General features: G+C 71.7%; 14 protein-coding genes. 7 read left to right on the forward strand and 7 right to left on the reverse strand.

The features are described from left to right. Nucleotides 1-2: 2 nt before the first annotated feature. From urtC to urtA, 3 genes are all read right to left on the reverse strand, one after another. On the reverse strand, nt 3-1,139 hold the full coding sequence (gene urtC, locus AB9M23_RS01140) for an urea ABC transporter permease subunit UrtC (RefSeq protein ID WP_372421799.1): 1,137 nt from the start codon (nt 1,137-1,139) through the stop codon (nt 3-5). A 15-nt stretch (nt 1,140-1,154) separates the two neighbouring features. Continuing rightward, nucleotides 1,155-2,801 carry an urea ABC transporter permease subunit UrtB gene (urtB, locus tag AB9M23_RS01145; RefSeq protein WP_372421800.1) on the reverse strand — a complete coding sequence of 549 codons (1,647 nt, stop codon included), beginning with the start codon at nt 2,799-2,801 and terminating at the stop codon, nt 1,155-1,157. A gap of 80 nt (nt 2,802-2,881) precedes the next feature. Continuing rightward, nucleotides 2,882-4,171: an urea ABC transporter substrate-binding protein gene (gene urtA, locus AB9M23_RS01150; protein WP_372421801.1), complete on the reverse strand. Its 1,290-nt coding sequence runs from the start codon at nt 4,169-4,171 to the stop codon at nt 2,882-2,884. 298 nt (nt 4,172-4,469) lie between these two features. Between urtA and AB9M23_RS01155 the strand changes: the two genes are divergently transcribed. Both AB9M23_RS01155 and AB9M23_RS01160 read left to right on the forward strand, forming a co-directional pair. After that, complete coding sequence (locus tag AB9M23_RS01155; RefSeq protein WP_372421802.1) at nt 4,470-5,069, forward strand: NADPH-dependent FMN reductase; 600 nt, start codon at nt 4,470-4,472, stop codon at nt 5,067-5,069. Nucleotides 5,070-5,158: 89 nt separating this feature from the next. After that, nucleotides 5,159-5,308 (forward strand): hypothetical protein, encoded by a 150-nt coding sequence (locus AB9M23_RS01160; protein ID WP_372421803.1) that lies wholly within the window; start codon nt 5,159-5,161, stop codon nt 5,306-5,308. 9 nt (nt 5,309-5,317) lie between these two features. Here AB9M23_RS01160 and AB9M23_RS01165 read toward each other — a convergent pair whose 3' ends face one another. Both AB9M23_RS01165 and AB9M23_RS01170 read right to left on the reverse strand, forming a co-directional pair. After that, nucleotides 5,318-6,493, reverse strand: coding sequence for an amidohydrolase (locus AB9M23_RS01165; RefSeq protein ID WP_372421804.1), 1,176 nt, complete (start codon nt 6,491-6,493; stop codon nt 5,318-5,320). After that, entirely contained in the window at nt 6,490-8,043 is a 1,554-nt protein-coding gene (locus AB9M23_RS01170) for a M81 family metallopeptidase (RefSeq protein WP_372421806.1), read from the reverse strand. The genes AB9M23_RS01165 and AB9M23_RS01170 overlap by 4 nt, the downstream gene beginning before the upstream one ends. Nucleotides 8,044-8,235: 192 nt before the next feature. Here AB9M23_RS01170 and AB9M23_RS01175 point away from each other — a divergent pair, with 192 nt between their 5' ends. The 5 genes from AB9M23_RS01175 (at nt 8,236) to AB9M23_RS01195 (ending at nt 15,212) form a co-directional block, all read left to right on the forward strand. Further along, a complete protein-coding gene (locus tag AB9M23_RS01175) occupies nt 8,236-9,672 on the forward strand; it encodes an amidase (RefSeq protein ID WP_372421808.1) in 1,437 nt (478 codons plus the stop codon). Between the two features lie 106 nt (nt 9,673-9,778). After that, on the forward strand, nt 9,779-11,383 hold the full coding sequence (locus AB9M23_RS01180; RefSeq protein WP_372421809.1) for an ABC transporter substrate-binding protein: 1,605 nt from the start codon (nt 9,779-9,781) through the stop codon (nt 11,381-11,383). Between the two features lie 322 nt (nt 11,384-11,705). Then, nucleotides 11,706-12,644 carry an ABC transporter permease gene (locus AB9M23_RS01185; protein WP_372421810.1) on the forward strand — a complete coding sequence of 313 codons (939 nt, stop codon included), beginning with the start codon at nt 11,706-11,708 and terminating at the stop codon, nt 12,642-12,644. A gap of 17 nt (nt 12,645-12,661) precedes the next feature. Beyond that, a complete protein-coding gene (locus tag AB9M23_RS01190; RefSeq protein WP_372422596.1) occupies nt 12,662-13,561 on the forward strand; it encodes an ABC transporter permease in 900 nt (299 codons plus the stop codon). 10 nt (nt 13,562-13,571) lie between these two features. Next, nucleotides 13,572-15,212 (forward strand): ABC transporter ATP-binding protein, encoded by a 1,641-nt coding sequence (locus AB9M23_RS01195; protein WP_372421812.1) that lies wholly within the window; start codon nt 13,572-13,574, stop codon nt 15,210-15,212. Nucleotides 15,213-15,252: 40 nt separating this feature from the next. On the opposite strand, the gene AB9M23_RS01200 is transcribed toward AB9M23_RS01195, so the two are convergent. Both AB9M23_RS01200 and AB9M23_RS01205 read right to left on the reverse strand, forming a co-directional pair. Further along, nucleotides 15,253-15,951, reverse strand: a complete 699-nt coding sequence (locus AB9M23_RS01200; protein ID WP_372421813.1) for a hypothetical protein — start codon at nt 15,949-15,951, stop codon at nt 15,253-15,255. Beyond that, entirely contained in the window at nt 15,948-16,364 is a 417-nt protein-coding gene (locus AB9M23_RS01205; protein ID WP_372421815.1) for a RusA family crossover junction endodeoxyribonuclease, read from the reverse strand. Before AB9M23_RS01205 ends, AB9M23_RS01200 begins: the two co-directional genes overlap by 4 nt. Nucleotides 16,365-16,382 lie beyond the last annotated feature (18 nt).

Genomic DNA, 16,382 nt, shown 5'->3' on the forward strand with positions numbered 1-16,382 from the left:
TCCTACTCCGCCGGCTGCGCGGACGTCGCCCGCGGCTCGCCGGCCCGCCGGCCGAGCCGCAGGCCGCGCAGGGCGCCGAGGATGCCCTTGGGCAGGAACAGCGTCACCGCCACGAACAGGAAGCCGAGCACGAACAGCCAGATCTCGGGATAGGCGCCCGTGAGGAAGCTCTTCGCCCAGTTCACCAGGAAGGCGCCGAGCGCGGCGCCCGACAGCGTGCCGCGCCCGCCGACCGCGACCCAGACCACCGCCTCGATCGAGTTCGCCGGCGAGAACTCGCTCGGATTGATGATGCCCACCTGCGGCACGTAGAGCGCCCCTGCGAACCCGGCCATCATGGCGGACACCGTGAAGACGAACAGCTTGAAGCGCTCGACTCGGTAGCCGAGGAAGCGCGTGCGCGTCTCCGCGTCGCGGATGGCGACGAGCACGAGGCCGAGCTTCGAGGTGACGATCGCCTGGGCGAGCAGGAGCCCGCCGGCGAGCGCCAGCGCGGAGAGCGCGAACAGGGCCGCACGGGTCCCGTCGGCCTGGAGCGAGAAGCCGAGCACGTCCTTGAAGTCGGTGAGCCCGTTGTTCCCGCCGAAGCCGAGCTCGTTGCGGAAGAACGAGAGCATGAGCGCGTAGGTGCCCGCCTGGGTGATGATCGAGAGGTAGACCCCCGTCACCCGCGAGCGGAAGGCGAGCCAGCCGAAGACGAAGGCGAGCAGGCCGGGCACGAACAGCGCCATGAAGGCCGCATAGGCGAAGACGTCGAAGCCCCACCAGGCGAGGGGCAGATCCTCGAAGCTGAGGAACACCATGAAGTCCGGCAGGACCGGGTGGCCGTAGACGCCGCGCGGGCCGATCTCGCGCATCAGGTGCATACCCATGGCGTAGCCGCCGAGCGCGAAGAACGCGCCGTGGCCGAGCGACAGGATGCCGCAATAGCCCCAGACGAGATCGAGCGCGACCGCGAGCAGCGCGTAGGTCAGCCACTTGCCGAGGAGCACGACGGTGCCGGTCGGGACGTGCAGCGCGTGCCCCGGCGGGAACGCGAGGTTGGCGATCGGCACGAGCGCGGCGGCGGCGACGAGGATAAGGACGGCGGGCGCGATGTGCGGCGCCATCAGCCGGAAGAGGATGGGCTTGCGGGTCATGGCGCGTGTCCCTCCTCAGCTCTCGACCGCGCGTCCCTTGAGGGCGAACAGGCCCCGCGGGCGCTTCTGAATGAAGAGGATGACGGCCACCAGGATGACGATCTTGGCGAGGACCGCCCCCGCCAAGGGCTCGACGAGCTTGTTCGCCACCCCCAGCGACAGCGCCGCGACGAAGGCGCCCCACAGGCTGCCCACCCCGCCGAAGACGACGACGAGGAACGAGTCGATGATGTAGCTCTGGCCGAGATTGGGCGAGACGTTGTCGATCTGCGACAGCGCGACGCCGGCGACGCCCGCGATGCCGGAGCCGAGCCCGAAGGTCATCGCGTCGATCCAGGGCGTGCGGATGCCCATCGAGGCGGCCATGCGCCGGTTCTGCACCACGGCGCGCATGCGCAGCCCGAAGGACGTCGCCTTCATCGCGACGAGCAGCGTGAAGAAGACCGCCAGCGCGAAGACGACGATCCACACCCGGCTCCAGGTCAGCGCGATGCCGAAGAGTTCCAGGGAACCCGACATCCAGGATGGGTTCGTCACCTCCCGGTTGGTGGGCCCGAAGAGCGAGCGCACGGCCTGCTGGAGGATCAGCGACACGCCCCAGGTCGCGAGCAACGTCTCCAGCGGACGGCCGTAGAGATGGCGGATCACGAGCCGCTCCAGCACCACGCCGACGAGCCCGGCGGAGAGGAAGGCGAGCGGCAGGGCGACGAGCAGCGACAGGTCGAGGAGCCCGGGCGCGAAGGCGCGCATCAGCTCCTGCACGACGAAGGTCGCGTAGGCCCCGATCATCACCATCTCGCCGTGGGCCATGTTGATCACGCCCATCACCCCGAAGGTGATGGCGAGCCCGATGGCGGCGAGCAGCAGCACCGAGCCGAGCGACAGGCCGAAGAAGACGTTCTGCACGTGGCTCTGGATAGCGAGCCGCCGGTCGATGGCGGCGATCGCCTCCGAGGCCGCCTCCCGCAGAGCGTCCGGCGCGTCGGCGGGCAGCCCGAGCAGCAGCGCCCGCGCCGAGGCGTCGCCCCGGGCGGCGAGCCGCTCGATCGCCGCCATGCGAACGCCTTCCGATGCGCTGGCGTCGGCGATGGCGAGGCCGGCGAGCGTGTCGTCGAAGGCGCGCTGAACGGTCGGGTCGGCCTCGTCGGCGCGGGCCTGAGCCAGCGCGTCGCGCTGGGAGAGGTCGCGGGCGCGCAGGATCGCGGCGGCCGCCTCGATGCGCCGCCGCGGGTCGGGCGCGCGCAGGGTGAGGCTCGCCATCGCGGTCTGCACCGATCGGCGCACCGCGTTGGAGATCCGCACCTCGGTGGTGGCGCCCGGCGTCGCGACCGGCTCTCCCGTGAGGGCGTCGAAATGGGCGCCGGACGCGTCCTTCCAGAGCACGCGGCGGCCGGCCGTCTCGAACACGAGCCGGCGGTTCTCGAGCGCCGTCAGGATCTCGGCGGCGCGCGGATGGCCCGACGCCGCGAGCGCGTCGATCGCCGCGAGCGTCGCGGGGAACTGACCGCGGGTGAAGCCCGCGAGGATGGTCGCGACCTCGTCGGGCGACGCCTGCGCTGCGGCGGGGGTCGGTGCCGTCAGCGCGGCGGGCGCGAGGACGAGCGTGAACGCGAGGAGGACGAGCCGCACGAGGCGGATCGGCGTCCGGGCGAGATGCGCCATGTGTGCGGCCTTCGCGAGATGCCTCTGATCGGTCGGCGGAGGGCGGCGCCCGCGTGGGCGCCGCCCGCCTCGGGCGAGGGTCAGGACCCGCCGCACGAGCCGGTGGCGACGTTGAAGTTGCCGCAGCTCATCGGGGCCTGCCAGTCTGACATCAGGTCCTTCGAGCCCTCGAGATGGTCCGACCACGCGTCGCCCGGAACGAGGCCGGCGGTCTCCCACACGACGGCGAACTGGCCGTCGTCCTGGATCTCGCCGACGAAGACCGGCTTGGTGATGTGGTGGTTGGGCATCATCGCCGAGAGGCCGCCGGTGAGGTTGGGCACGGCGACGCCGACCATCGCGTCGATCACCGCGTCCGCATCGGTGGTGCCGGCCGCCTCGACCGCCTTCACCCACATGTTGAAGCCGATGTAATGGGCCTCCATGGGGTCGTTGGTGACGCGGTTCGTGTCGCCGGTGAAGGCGTGCCAGGCCTCGATGAAGGCGCGGTTCTCCGGCGTGTCGATCGACATGAAGTAGTTCCACGCCGCGAGATGGCCGACGAGCGGGCCGGTGTCGATGCCGGCGAGCTCCTCCTCGCCCACCGAGAAGGCGACGACGGGGATGTCGGTCGCCGCCACGCCCTGGTTGGCGAGCTCGCGGTAGAAGGGCACGTTGGCGTCGCCGTTGATGGTCGAGACCACCGCGGTGCGCTTGCCCTCGCCGCCGAAGCGACGGATGTCGGAGACGATGGTCTGCCAGTCGGAATGACCGAAGGGCGTGTAGTTGATCAGGATGTCCTCGGGCGCCACGCCCTTGGCCTGGAGGTAGGCCTCGAGGATGCGGTTCGTGGTGCGCGGATAGACGTAGTCGGTGCCCGCCAGCACCCAGCGCTCGACGCCCTCGACGTCCATCAGGTAGTCGACGGCGGGTATCGCCTGCTGGTTCGGCGCGGCGCCGGTGTAGAAGACGTTGCGCTGGCTCTCCTCGCCTTCGTACTGGACCGGGTAGAACAGGATCGAGTTCAGCTCCTCGAAGACCGGCAGGACGGACTTGCGCGAAACGGACGTCCAGCAGCCGAAGGTCGCGGCGCAGCCGCCGGTGATCAGCTCGCGCGCCTTCTCCGCGAAGAGAGGCCAGTCGGAGGCGGGATCCGTCACGACCGCCTCGAGCGGACGCCCGAGCAGGCCGCCCTTTGCGTTCTGCTGCTCGATGAGCATGAGCATGACGTCCTTCAGCGTCGTTTCCGAGATCGCCATCGTCCCCGAGAGCGAGTGCAGCACGCCCACCTTGATCGGCTCGCCCTGGGCGAGGGCGGGCACGCCGCGGAACATCGAGGCGCCGGCGAGCGCCGCGCCGAGGCCGAGCACGTGTCTACGCGTGAAGGTCATGGAAGCCGTCCCCCTGTCGTTGCATTCGAGCGCCGCCCCCCGCGGCGTCTCGTCGGCGTTGCGCTGCAAGAGGGAGGCCAGCGCCGACGCCTCCGGGTTTCCCCTGGGTTCGCCGCCGAAACGGGCAGGATCGCCCGGGACCGTTGCGCAACGGCTGCGCTGTTGCACAGGGAAGCGGCGGTGCGCGGGAGGGGCACGGCGAGGCGCCGTCACGACGGCGCGTTCACGACAAGGTGTCTTCCGGGCGCGGGCGCGGCCCGCCAGGATGGGGGGGACACGCCGGAACCGGGAGCCTCGCATGACCACGCCGCAGCACGACCCGCTGACGATCCTCGTCCTCTACGGCTCGGTGCGCACCGCGCGCCGCGGGATCGGCCTCGCCCGGCTCCTCGTGGGCGCGATCGAGGCGCGGGGCCATCGCGCGCTCCTCGCCGACGCCGCCGAGATCCCGCTGCCGTTCCTCGACCGCATGTACAAGGAGTTCGCCGCCGGCGAGGCGCCCGAGCCGATGGAGCGGCTCGCGGGGATGATTCGCGCCAGCGACGCGGTCGTCGTCGTCTCCGGCGAGTACAACCACGGCATCCCGCCGGCCCTGAAGAACATGCTCGACCACTATCTGGAGGAATGGTTCTTCAAGCCCGCCGGCATCGCCTGCTATTCCGCCGGGCGCTACGGCGGCGTGCGCGCGGCGATGCAGCTGCGCATGACGCTCGCCGAGCTCGGCATGCCGACGATCTCGTCGCTGCTGCCGGTCCCGCAGGTCCAGGACGCGGTCTCGCTCGAGGGCGAGGACCGCACGCCCTTCCTGGCCAAGGCGCTCGCGAAGTTCCTCGGCGATCTCGAGTTCTGGGCGCTCGCCGCACGGGCGCGCAGGCGGGAGGCCGGGACGCCTTACTGATCCGCGTCGGATTCGACCAACCCGCGCAACGGAATCGCCACCCGGGTGGGGCACGATCGGGCGAGAGGATCGACGACAGGAGACCGCCCATGGATCTCGGCACGCTCGCGCCCGGCGACATCGTCCTGCTCGCCGTCGCCGGAGCGGGGCTCCTGCTCCTCGTCGTCGCGCTCCTCGGCGGGCGGATCGGCTTCGAACTCGACTGGCTCGACGCCGACGGGGACGGCGGCGGCGACTGACGCCGCGCGTCACGCCAGCCGCGAGCGAGCGATCCGGTCGAGCAGGCTCGCGCCCACGGGCAGGACCGCGTCGTCGAAGACGAAGCCCGGATTGTGCAGGGGCACGTCCCCGCCGTGGCCGATCCAGACGTAGGCGCCGGGCACCACGCGCAGCATGTCGGCGAAGTCCTCGCTCGCGACGCTCGGCGGGTAGGCGGTGTTCACGCCCGCCTCGCCGAGGATCTCCCGTGCCGCCGCCGCGGCGGCCGCGATCGCGCCGGCGTCGTTCTCGAGCACGGTGAAGACCTCGCGGACCGACACCTCGATCTCCACCGCGTAGGCCTGCGCCAGGCCCCGCGCCAGCGCCTCCAGCCGGTCGACGAGGACGCCGCGGGTTCCGTCCGAGAAGTAGCGCAGGGTCCCTCCGAGCCGGGCCTCGTCGGGGATGACGTTGTAGGCCGCGCCCGCCGCGATCCGGGTGATGGAGAGGACCGCCGGCTGGAGCGGGTCGACGTCGCGGGCGACGACGCTCTGGGCGGCCTGGGCGAGTGCGGTGGCGACGAGGACGGGATCGCGCGCGTGGTGCGGTATCGCGCCGTGGCCTCCACGCCCGCGCACCAGGACGTCGAAGAAGCTCGCCCCGGCCATGCCGGCCCCCGGCGTGATCCCGACCGAGCCGAGCGGCAGGGCGGGAGCGTTGTGGAGGGCGTAGACCTCGTCACAGGGAAAGCGCGCGAACAGCCCGTCCGCCAGCATCGCGCGCGCCCCGCCGAGCCCCTCCTCGGCGGGCTGGAAGATCAGCACGACGCTGCCGGCGAAGTCGCGGTCCTGCGCCAGCGCGCGCGCGGCGCCGAGCAGCATCGTCGTGTGCCCGTCGTGGCCGCAGCCGTGGAAGAGACCCGGGCGCGTCGAGCGGAAGGGGAGGTTCGTCGCCTCCTCCATCGGCAGCGCGTCCATGTCGGCGCGCAGCCCGATGCCGCGCGTGCCGGGCCGCGCGCCGCGCAGCACGCCGACGACGCCGGTGCCGCCGACGCCCTCGTGCACCTCGTCGACGCCCCACTCGCGCAGGAGGGCTGCGACGCGCCCGGCGGTGCGCGTCTCCTCGAAGCCGAGTTCGGGATGCGCGTGGAAATCCCGCCGGATCGCGGTGAGCGCGTCGGCGAAGCCCGCGATGGCGGGCGGGATCGTCGGGGTTGCGGTGCTCACGGGGCGTCTCCTGTGGACGGGGGCGCGAAGGCGGGACCGTTCGGCGCGAGCCGCAGGCCCGGGCGCAGGCGGCCGAAGGGGAGGTCGGCGGGTTCGACCGGCATCGGGCCGGGCGCGGCGGCGACGAGGATCGCGGTCGCGATCGGCGCGAAATCGGCGCGGAAGTGCACCGAACTCTTCACGCAGACGATGTCCGTCGCTTCCGGCGCGATGCCGACGTAGCGGAACATCGCCCGGTCGGCGGCCTGCGCCTTGTGCGAGGCGACGACGACGCGCACGCCGCCGATGCGCAGCGCCGCGCTCGGGCCGAGCCACATCGTGGTGCCGCCGTAGTAGGGTCCGTCGGCCACGAAGACGCCGTCGGAGAGCCGTTCGACGATCGCCTCCGCCGCGAAGGGCAGATCGCCCGGGAGCCCGCTGCCGGGGAGCGAGAGGCTCATCCGCGCGCCTTCCCCCGCCGCGTGCGCCGCCGCGGCGGCGGCGGGGTCGACCATCACGCCGATGGCCGCGCTCGGCACGCCCGCGGCGACGAGGGCCCGGAGCATGCCCGTGGTGTTCGCGTCGCCGCCCGCGCCGGGATTGTCCTGCGTGTCCGCGATCACCACGGGCCCGCCCCGCTCCGCGACGATGGCGCCGGCGCGGGCGACCGCCGCGTCGGGGGCGAGCGCCTCGCCGGCGAAGGCGTCCTCGGCCGCGAGGAAGGCGGTCTCCAGCGCCTGCGCGGCCGCCGCGGCGGTCGCGGCGTCCGTCGCGTAGGCGAGGACGCCGGGGCCGCAGTCCGGGATGTCGGCGGCGGGAAAACCCATCATCAGCGAGAGCGCCGCCACGGCCGGGTCCGCCTCGAGCGCGTCCAGCCCCGCGTAGAGCGTGCGGGCGGGCTCGACGAGCGAGCATTGCCACGGCACCGGCACCAGGAAGGGGAGGGGGCGGAAGACGCGCGCCAGCCGCTCGCCCGCCATCAGCCGCCCGAGGAGGGCCGCCGCGCGCTCGCCCGTGCGTGCCATGTCGACGTGGGGATAGGTGCGGTAGGCCACGAGCGCGTCCGCGGTCTCGACGAGGCGCGGTCCGATGTTGCCGTGCAGGTCGAGGCTCGCGACGATCGGCACGTGGGGCCCCACCAGGGCGCGCACCCGCGCGACGATCTCGCCCTCGCCGTCGTCGAGATGCTCGGCGACCATGGCGCCGTGCAGGTCGAGCAGCACGCCGTCGAGGGGCGCGGCCGCCTGCGCCTGCGCGATGCGGGCGAGCAGGCGTTCGGCGATCGTCTCGTAGGCGTCCCGCGTGACGTGGGCCGACGGGCTCGCCGCCGCCCACAGCGTCGGCACGATCTCCCAGCCGGCCGCCTCGGCGGCGGCGACGGCCCCCGCCATGCCGACGTTGACGCCGCGCGTCGCCGCGATCGCGTCCGCCCCCTCCGACAGGGGCGGCCAGCCGCCGCCGTGGCGGAAGGCGTCGAGATCCGCTTTCGTCGCCGCGAACGTGTTCGTCTCGTGCATGAAGCCGCCGATGGCGACCCGCCTCGCGCCGGCTCCTGTGGCCTTCCCGGTCATCGGCGCTGTTCTCCCGACGTGAGTCGTTGGCGGATCGCTTTCCCGAGAGGAAGGTAGCGTCGACGCACCGGCACGTCGATGTCGGGGGGTCTGCGCGTGCGCCAATACGCATTCGGTCATGCGCGTATTTCGCCGCGCGCCCGGCTCGGTCTAGCCTACGCTCGCGTGAACGACCGGGCGGAGGGCACCGCGATGGCCGACATCCATCAGATGACCGCAGCCGAGCTGACGGCGGCCTACGCCGCGGGACGCTGCTCGCCGGTGGACGTCGCCGAGGCGGTCATCGCCCGGCGCGACCGCTTCGAGGGGGCGATCAACGCCTTCGTCCACGTCGACGACGCCGCCGCGATGGAGGCGGCCCGCGCGTCGGAGGCGCGCTGGCGTGCCGGCGTGCCGCTCGGCCCCGCCGACGGCGTTCCCGCCACGATGAAGGGCAACGTCGCCGTCGCCGGATGGGAGATGCGGCGCGGCTCGCGGGCGCTGCCACCGACCACGCCCGACTTCGACGCGCCGGCGACGCGGCGCCTCCGGGAAGCCGGCGCCGTTCTCGTCGGCTACACGAGCCTGCCCGAACTCGGCTGGAAGGGCCTGGGCGACAGCCCCGCCCACGGCGTCACGCGAAACCCCTGGGACCTCGCGCGCACCACGGGCGGCTCGTCGGCCGGCGCGGCGGCGGCGGCGGCGCTCGGCATCGGCGTGCTGCACGTGGGCACCGACGGGCTCGGCTCGGTGCGCATCCCCTGCGCCTTCTGCGGTCTCGCCGGCCTCAAGCCGACGTCCGGCCGCATCCCCGCCTTCCCGGCCTCGCCGATGGGCGTGCTCGCGATCCTCGGGCCGATGGCGCGCACGGTCGCCGACGTCGCGCTCCTCTTCGAGCTGATGGCGATCCCCGACGCGCGCGACACGCTCGCCACCGGCGAGGCGCCGCCGGCGGCCCGGGCGCTGCTCGGCCGCTCGCTCGCGGGGCTGACCGCGGCGTTCAGCCCGACTCTCGGCACCGCGAAGTTCGTGGACGCGGACGTCGAGGCCGCCTGCCGCGCGGCGCTCGCGCCCCTCGAGGCCGCGGGCGTGCGGGTGAGCGACGGCGATCCCGGCATCGAGGACCCGCTCGACGTCTGCAACGTCTTCTGGCTCGCGGGCTCGGCCAGCCTGTGGGCGAAGATGCCCGAGGACCGCCGGCACCTGTGCGATCCCGGCTTCGCCGCCTCGGCGCAGGCCGGGGAGCGGCTGCCGGCATCCGCCTACGTGGACGCGCTCGCGGCGCGCCAGGCCTTCGCCGAGCGCATGCGCCGCTTCCACGACGGGGTCGACCTCCTGATCACGCCGACCATGCCGATCGGCGCGCCGACGGTGGAGGGCCGCCCGACCGGTATCGGCGTGCCGGAGCGCTTCGAGGGGCCGTGGAGCGACTGGTCGCCCTTCACCTACCCGTTCAATCTCTCCGGCCAGCCCGCCGCGACCGTGCCCGTCGGGCTCACCCGCGAAGGCCTGCCGATCGGCCTCCAGATCGTCGCGCGCCGCGGCGAGGACGCGCTCGTCCTCGCCGCCGCCGCCGCGGTGGAGGCCGCCGTGAATTTCCCCGCGCTCGATGCACCGCGGGGGAGAGCCGATGGCGTGCCGCTTGCATGACCATCGTCACCGGATGGGTGATCGGCGCGCTGGGGAGGACATCGCGCAAGTCTCCGATCCGTCTGCGGCTCGTCCGCACACGAACGAACCAAGAGGGGAACCGACGATGACCTTCAAGCTGACCAGGCGCGAGCTGCTCGCGGGTGCCGCCGCGACGGCGGGCATGACTGCCTTACCTTTCGGCATGGGCCGCGCGCGGGCCGCGCCGAGCGGCATCCTCAAGGTGATTCCGCACGCCTCGCTGACGATCCTCGATCCGGTGGCGACGACGGGCTACATCGTCCGGAACCACGGCTACCTGATCTACGACACGCTGTTCGCGCAGGACGCGAACCTCGACGTCAGGCCGCAGATGGCGAGCGGCGTCGAGGTCTCCGACGACGGGTTGACCTACCGAATCTCGCTGCGCGACGGCCTCGCCTGGCACGACGGCAGCCCCGTCACGGCGGAGGATTGCGCGCTCTCGCTGATCCGCTGGGGCCAGGTCGACGGCATGGGCCGGCGGCTGTTCTCCTACATGGAGAGCTGCACGCACGACGGTACCGGCACGATCGTGCTGACGCTCTCGCGTCCCTACGGCCTCGTGCTGCAGTCGATCGGCAAGCTCTCCACGAACGTGCCCTTCATGATGCCCAAGCGCTTCGCCGAGAAGCCGACTTCCGAGCGCCTGACGGCGGAGGAGCAGGTGGGCTCCGGGCCGTTCCGCTTCGTGGCGAGCGAGTTCCGCCCGGGCGCCCGCGTCGTCTACGAGCGCAACCCGGACTACGTCCCGCGCGACGAGCCCGCGTCCAACGCCGCCGGCGGCAAGGTGGTGCATCTCGACGGCGTCGAGTGGATCAACTTCCCCGACCCGAACACCCAGCTCAACGCCCTCATGACCGGCGAGGTCGACTACTGGGAGCAGGTGCCCGCGGACCTCGCGCCGATCGTCGCCGGCATGCCCGGCGTGAGGGTCGAGAACTTCAACCCGCTCGGCAACGTGGGCATGGCGCGCTTCAACAGCCTGGTCGGCGCGAGCGCCAATCCCGGCGTGCGCAGGGCGATCGTGAGGGCGCTCGATCAGACGGCGCTGCTGCAGGCGGCGGTGGGCTCGCCGGACTACTACAAGGAGTGCTTCTCGGTCTTCCCCTGCGAGACGACCTTCGCCAACGACGCGTCGTCCTCCTTCATCCAGGAGCCGGATCTCGAGGACGCCAAGCGTCTCCTCGCGGAGAGCGGCTACGACGGAGAGCCCTTCGTCGTGCTGGCGACGACCGACATCCCGGTCCAGACCAACTACATCCAGGTCATCGTCGACACGATGCGCCGCATGGGCATCAACGTCGATGCCCAGGCCATGGACTGGGCGACCGTGCTCCAGCGCCGCGCCAGCAGGAACCCGGTCGAGGACGGCGGCTGGAACATGTTCGTGACCTGGTGGGAGGGCGCGGACCTGCTCGACCCGGTCGTGCAGTTCGCCATGTCGGCGGCGGGTGACGGCGCCTGGGTCGGCTGGGCGCAGGACGACGTCATCGAGGGGCTGCGCACCGAGTTCGCCGAGGCCGGCTCGATCGACGACCAGAAGGAGATCGCGCGCAAGATCCAGTCGCGGTTCTTCGAGCAGAACTTCCACGCGGTGCTGGGCCAGTTCTTCACGCCCACCGGCTATCGCGACAACGTCTCGGGGATCCTCGAGGCGCCGCCGTTCTTCTGGAACATCCAGAAGAGCTGAGGGACCGGCTCCCCGGCGGTGGCGCCGGGGAGCCTCTCCCGTCCGACGCGGCGAGGAAGCGATGCGTACGCCCCGAAACGACCCACGCGAGCCCGCGATGCCGGCTCTCCCCTCTCCCGAGAGAGCGTTCTCCCGGAGAGGGGCCGGGGGTGTCGGGCGTGCAGGATGCGCGCGCCGCCGATGCAGCCCTGCACGGGCGACGTGCCACACCGAAGAACCGCGCCCTCCCGCCCGACGCCCCCAACCCCTAGCTCCTCTCCACGAGGGAGAGGGGAACTCCGTCGCGTGTTCCGTCACGCGTCGAGACTGGTGAGGACCCCCGATGCCCCTGCTCGTCCTGCAGCGCCTCGCGTCCACGATCCCCGTCCTCCTGATCGTGGCGGTGATCGTCTTCCTGATGCTGCGCGTCTCCGGCGATCCCGCCGCGATCCTCGCCGGTGATACCGCCACGAGCGAGCAGATCGAGGCCGTGCGCCAGGCCTTCGGCTTCGACCGGCCGATCTGGGAGCAGTTCCTCGGCTGGATCGGCCAGGTCCTCCAGGGCGACCTCGGCGAGAGCCTGTTCACGGGGCTTCCCGTGACGACGCTGATCGCCCAGCGCATCGAGCCGACCCTCATGCTGGCGCTCACCACGATCGTCTTCTCGGTCGCCGTCGCGGTGCCGCTCGGCGTGCTCGCCGCCTGGCGCTCGGGCACCTGGATCGACCGGGCCGTGATGGTCTTCGCCGTGCTCGGCTTCTCGGTTCCGGTCTTCGTCCTCGGCTACGGCTTCATGTACTTCTTCTCGATCCAGCTGCGGCTCCTGCCGGTGCAGGGCTACACGAGCCCCTTCACCGATTTCGGCGCCTTCCTTAAGGGCATCATCCTGCCGACGCTGACGCTCTCGTGCATCTACATCGCGCTGATCGCCCGCATCACCCGCGCGAGCGTGCTGGAGACCCTGAACGAGGACTACATCCGCACCGCCCGCGCCAAGGGCCAGATCGAGCGGATCGTGCTCTTCCGCCACGCGCTGCGCAACGCGGCCGTGCCGATCGTCACCGTGATCGGGCTCGGCGTCGCGCTCCTCATCGGCGGCGTGGTGGTGACGGAGAGCGTCTTCAACATTCCCGGCCTCGGCCGCCTCGTCGTCGACGCCATCACCCGGCGCGACTACCCGATCATCCAGGGGCTGATCCTGTTCTTCGCGCTGATCTACGTGGTGCTGAACCTGATCATCGATCTCGCCTACACCCTGCTCGACCCGAGGATCCGCTATTGACCGCCGTTCTCGACAAGATCGCCGAGGGGGCGATCCCGCCGGGCGACGCGCCGACGCCGGCTCCCGGCGCGCCCGTCTCCGGCCTCGCCGGGACGCTCAAGCGCTACCCGCTCGCGGCCCTCGCCGCGCTCGTCCTCGCGCTGATCGCGTTCGGCGCCCTCTTCGCGCCGCTCGTCGGCACGACGGACCCGACGGCACTCGACCCGGCGAACCGCCTCCAGGGTGCATCGGCGGCGCATTGGCTCGGAACCGACCATCTCGGCCGCGACATCTGGAGCCGGCTCGTCTACGGCGCGCGGGTCTCGGTCGTCGTCGGTCTCGCGGTGGCGGCGCTCGCCGTGGTGATCGGTCTCGTGATCGGCCTGTTCACCGGCTTCATCCGTTGGCTCGACCCGATCGTCATGCGTGTCATGGACGGGTTGATGGCGATCCCGGGCATCCTCCTCGCCATCGCGCTCGTCTCGGTGTCGGGCGCGAGCATCCTCACCGTCATCGCCGCGATCGTCGTGCCGGAAGTGCCCCGCGTCGTGCGGCTCGTGCGCTCGGTCGTGCTGTCGGTCCGCGAGGAGCCCTACGTCGAGGCCGCGGTCTCCGTGGGCACGCCGCTGCCCAAGCTCCTGTGGCGCCACGTGCTCCCCAATTGCGTGCCCCCGCTCATCGTGCAGGCGACCTACGTCGCCGCCTCCGCCATGCTGACGGAGGCGATCCTCTCCTTCCTCGGCGCCGGCACGCCGCCGATCGTGCCCTCCTGGGGCAACATGGTGGCGGAGGGGCGGCTGCTCTTCCAGATCGCGCCGATGAACCTGCTCTATCCCGGCATCGCGCTCGCGATCACCATCCTGGCGGTGAACATCCTCGGCGATGCCCTGCGCGACCGGCTCGACCCGAAGCTCGCCAAGCGCGTCGGCCAGCGGTGAGGAGGACACGATGACGACGACCGAAGGGAACGCCCCCGTCCTCTCCATCCGCGACCTCGCGGTGGCGCTCCCCGCCGGCGCCGACCGGCGCTGGGCGGTCGAAGGCGTGAGCTTCGACGTCGGCCCCGGCGAGATCGTCTGCGTCGTCGGCGAATCCGGCTCCGGCAAGTCCGTCACAGCCTTCTCGGTCATGGGCCTCCTCGCCAAGGGCGAGCTCCACGCCGAGCGCGGCGAGATCCTGCTCGAGGGCGAGGACGTGCTGAAGGCGTCGCCGGAGCGCCTGCGGGACCTGCGCGGCACGCGCATGGCGATGATCTTCCAGGAGCCCGCGACCGCACTCAACCCGGTCATGACCATCGGCGACCAGATCGACGAGGTGCTCCAGATCCACACCGAGCTCTCGCCGGCCGAGCGCCGGGAGAAGGTGATCGCGATCATGGAGGCGATGCACCTGCCCGATCCGCAGGCGCTCTACGATCGCTACCCGCATCAGCTCTCGGGCGGCCAGCGGCAGCGCGTCATGATCGCCGCGGCGATGGTGCTCGACCCCGTCATCCTCATCGCCGACGAGCCCACGACGGCGCTCGACGTGACCACGCAGGCGCAGATCCTCCAACTGATCAAGGAGATGCAGGAGCGCCGTCGCACGGGCGTGCTCTTCATCACCCACGATTTCGGCGTCGTCGCCGAGATCGCCGACAAGGTCGTGGTGATGCGCCACGGCGAGGTCGTGGAGCAGGGGCCGGCGCGGGAGATCTTCGCGAACCCGAAGGTCGACTACACCCGCATGCTGATCGCGTCCGTGCCGAGCCTCGAGCCGCCGACGCGCACGGCGGCGTCGGGCGAGGTCGCCGTGCGCACCCGCGATCTCGTCAAGGGCTACGGCGGCAGGAGCTGGCTCGGCCGCGCCACGCGACCCTCCGTGCTCGCGGCGAAGGACGTGAACATCGTCGTGCGCCGCGGCGAGACGCTGGGCGTCGTCGGCGAATCGGGCTCGGGCAAGTCGACGGTGGCGCGCTGCATCGTGCGGCTCGTGGACCCGACCAGCGGGGCGATCGAGATCGCCGGCGTCGACATCGCCGGCCTGTCCACGCGCGCGCTCACGCCCTACCGCCGGCGCGTGCAGATGGTCTTCCAGGACCCCTACCGTTCGCTCAACCCGCGCCGGACGGTCGGGGCGTCGGTGATGGAGGGGCCGATGAACTTCGGCCTCTCCCGCGAGGACGCGCTCGCCCGCGCCCGGCGCCTGATGGGCCTCGTCGGCCTCTCGCCGGACGCGCTCGACCGCTATCCGCACCAGTTCTCCGGCGGCCAGCGCCAGCGACTCGCCATCGCCCGCGCGCTCGCCATGGAGCCCGACGTGCTGATCGCCGACGAGGCGGTCTCCGCGCTCGACGTCTCGGTGCAGAAACAGGTGCTCGAGCTCCTCGACCAGGTGAAGCGCGAGTTCGACCTCGCGCTGCTGTTCATCACCCACGACCTGCGCGTCGCCGCCCAGATCTGCGACCGCATCGCGGTGATGCGCCGGGGCGAGGTGGTGGAGGAGGGGCCGACGCGCGAGCTGTTCCTGAACCCGCGGCACGAGTACACCCGCACGCTGCTGGCGGCGGCGCCGGGGCGGCATCTCGGGCATCCGCAGGCGGCGGAGTAGGGGCTCGGGCGCGATCGTCGACGGCGGCGCTGCGTGAAGGTCAGCTCCCGATGAAGCCCGGCGCAGCGGCGTTCGGCATGTCGTCTGCCACGTCCTCCTGTACAGCCAGCTCAGGCGACGCGGCGAGGTCACGCACCAGGGCCACCATGCGGTGAATGGCGGCGGGATTGACCGTCGTCTGCAGGTCGCCATGAGCGACGGCGTTCCGCGACGCGGCCATCTCACGAAGGAATGCCGCGTCGCCAGGCAATACGATCCCTTCGGCCGCGAGATGCTCGACGATCCGGGCGGGCGATTGCGCTCGGGCGAACGTCTCGGGCCGGCGCCTGCGCACGAGGGCTTCGAGAGCAGACCAGGCGAGCATGACCGCCGCGGGCGGCGCCACACCTGCGATCTGCGAGACGCTTTGCAGCACGGCGTGAATTTCGTCGTCGGCGACACTGGGCATGGTCGAGGCCGGCGACGTGCGGTCGAGCACCACATGCAGCTTCCAGCCCGGTGCGGCTTCGAGAGCTTCCCTCAGCGCCGCCATGCGCGACGCGCTTTCCGAGCGCTCGCTCACGATTTCGATCACGAGCTTCGGGTCACGACCGACGGCGATCGCGTCTGGGCGCCGGGCGCGTAGCGCCGCGGGCAGCAGCGAGTTGTCGGGCCCGACGATCACGTCGTAGCCCTCCGCCGAGAGCCGCCGGCCCGCGGCGGCCAGCAGCTCGGCTTGCGTGCGCGAGCCAATCGTCACCGGTTCAGCTCCTCGTTCAGATCGGTCGATATCCGTATGTAGAGTGCGGGCTTGGGGCCGGCCATGCAAGCTACGAGCGTTTCGCTCGGATCGGTGAACGTGAAATCGCGATCGCGCTCGAATTTCTGGATGACGATGCGCTCGACCTGATCGTCGTCGAGATAGACGTGCCTCCGCAGAGCGTCGAGCGTGAGCTTGATGATGTTGTCGATGTCGCCCACCATGCGGTCTTCCGGAAAATAGTACATCGTCACCGCAAGAGGTTGGTCGGTGGCGAAATGCCCCTCCGGGAGCTTCCGAGCGCTAGCGTCACGCACCTGCTCCCGCCACGCCTGCCGCGCAGCGGAGTTTGCGCGTTGAAAGGAGACGGGCGTTCCGAGCACGATGAACTCGAACGGAAACTCGGGCTCCACCCTTCGGTCCTATGCTCG

It is taken from the genome of Salinarimonas chemoclinalis (assembly GCF_041514305.1).
Classification (GTDB): Bacteria; Pseudomonadota; Alphaproteobacteria; order Rhizobiales; family Beijerinckiaceae; genus Salinarimonas; species Salinarimonas chemoclinalis.